This is a genomic window from Candidatus Symbiopectobacterium sp. NZEC135 (assembly GCF_025962695.1).
The window spans coordinates 1-2008 of record NZ_JAGFPF010000271.1 but is presented as its reverse complement, the minus strand read 5'-3'; the positions used below and the strand labels follow the sequence as shown (position 1 = coordinate 2008).

Below are 2008 nucleotides of genomic sequence, written 5' to 3'. Positions count from 1 at the left end.
GGGTTGCGTGAGAGCGATCAACATTGGTCAGTTGCGTATAGTTATTCAGATTCTGCAAGTGCCAAGGGAAACCAGGTCCATTGGTCATTACGCGAGTTGGATTTTCATAGACCTTTAATTTACCATCAACAGCTTCAATAACGATACTGCCGCCGTTTTTATCATAAAACGCATAATGAAATGGCGCTTTAATGTTGCCAAATCCTTTAATCACAGGCGAGCGAAATTTAGTCTTTTCTACCGACGCTTTGACTTCACTGACGCTAGAAAATTGAGATAAGGCCCATTCGCCTATCGCAGTGACTGGGATGGCATCTTTATATTCATTGGGCTTTAAATCATCAAGCTCAGCGCTATTTATCATGTTGGCACTGAATGAAAGCCCTCCGCTATTCATTCCTTGGAAAATGTTATATATATCACCATCGTCATATACCTTGGTACTAATCGCAAGTATTTTGAAATGAGACTGATAGCGTACCCCATTTTCTCCATCGGGTGTCTTCTTCTGAAAAACCGTGTTTTCAGGATAATAGGTTATCCAGGAAGGGAGGTCTGTCGTTAGCTCAAGCGTACGGCCATGGTATAAATTATTGTTGGTATCCAAAATGGCCAGGCTGGTACAGGATTCTGCACTAAATTGCACAGAAAAAAACAGCGGAAACATAAAATAAAGAAGGTGTTTTTTTTTCATTCAAGATACTCCTTATGATTAAAAAATATAATGATATCAATTAAGTATCTCTGCCGCCCATAGCTGAAATTCTATTATAATCACCCTCTATCATAGCGCTAAATCCGCACAGGTTACAGCAACATAGCAAAAGATTTGATGAGTGTAATGCTATCCGGATGCGTGAATATTTCGAATAATCGATCGTTGTTTATTTGGTGCGCACGGCAGGAAGCTAACAGAAAGCGTTGCCACGCCGGGGCAGAGACCATACTGAACCGAAGGTGATAGGGGATGCGACGCTTGGGTTTGCAAACATCAGGGACGATAAGCAGCAGCGACAGGGTCATCGGCACTGCTCTTAAGGAATATATTTTCTTTGGCTATCCACGGGATCTGGCTTATGGAGATCTTTTAATTCAGTAACGTAAGAATTAATGATTCCTTTATTGTAATGCGGTAGCAGAATCGTTCTTCAGTGCGCTGAAAAAAGAACGCATCAGTAAGCGGATCTACAAAACCCGCGCGCTGGCCAGCGCCGATATCTTCGATTACATTGAAGTCTTCTACAACCGGACGCGCCAACACAGTCACCTTGGTGGTGTCAGCCCAGAGATCTTCTTCTGTTTTAAGGCCTTAGGCCAGTTCGGTAGCGAGTGCCTTAAGCTTCTTTTCGTCCATAATGTGCCTGTCTCCGTTGTTGGCGTGAACACATCAAAAACAGGCAATTACACAATTTAAATTATAGTCTCATTAAACCAGTTATACTAACTGGTTACCTTGCCTTTTAACTAAACCTAATTTACCGCTTTATTATTCATCTTTTTTAAAACACTCTCCCAAAATTCTTTTTGCTTTGGAAGTACCTCTTCAGACCATTTTCGAGTAACATATTCATTTAAATGGCTATGAAATGAGTACGCCATTAATCCATGGTATATAGGCCATTCTTTTTTAGCGTTTTCATCTAAATATGATAAAGGATCGAAAAATATAGCTTTACCTTTCAACTCACTTTTAACTAAGTTATTTGCAATTGTCTCTCCATAAGTTAAAAATTCATTAGATTGGTAATGTTTCCCTTTTAAAAAAGCATTCATAAACTTTAACCGTTCATTTTCGCTAATCGTTGGAACTTGAGCTAACACAATCACTTGCTGTTCTTTTAATTTTGAAACCATCTTGGGCAAGTATTTACTCGCTAAAAACTCAGATCCTATTGGAAATAAGTTATATTTTAAGGCATAGATGATTATTGGATATTGGTCAATTTCGTTTTTTATATCATTCATTGCTTTTATGCAAGGTTCTTTTTGCGATAAAACAGCCCATTCG

General features: G+C 39.1%; 2 protein-coding genes and 1 pseudogene. 1 reads left to right on the top strand and 2 read right to left on the bottom strand.

The window, feature by feature from the left end; all coding sequences use genetic code 11:
* On the bottom strand, window positions 1–694 hold a 694-nt coding region (locus J5224_RS25805; protein WP_264628046.1), incomplete at its 3' end, for a linear amide C-N hydrolase.
* A 432-nt stretch (window positions 695–1126) separates the two neighbouring features.
* Between J5224_RS25805 and J5224_RS25800 the strand changes: the two are divergent.
* Window positions 1127–1294 (top strand): annotated as a pseudogene (locus J5224_RS25800) (IS3 family transposase); the annotation flags it as partial.
* A 176-nt stretch (window positions 1295–1470) separates the two neighbouring features.
* Here the strand turns inward: J5224_RS25800 and J5224_RS25795 are convergent.
* Window positions 1471–2008 (bottom strand): hypothetical protein (locus J5224_RS25795; protein WP_264628045.1); only part of this gene is annotated, 538 nt, incomplete at its 5' end.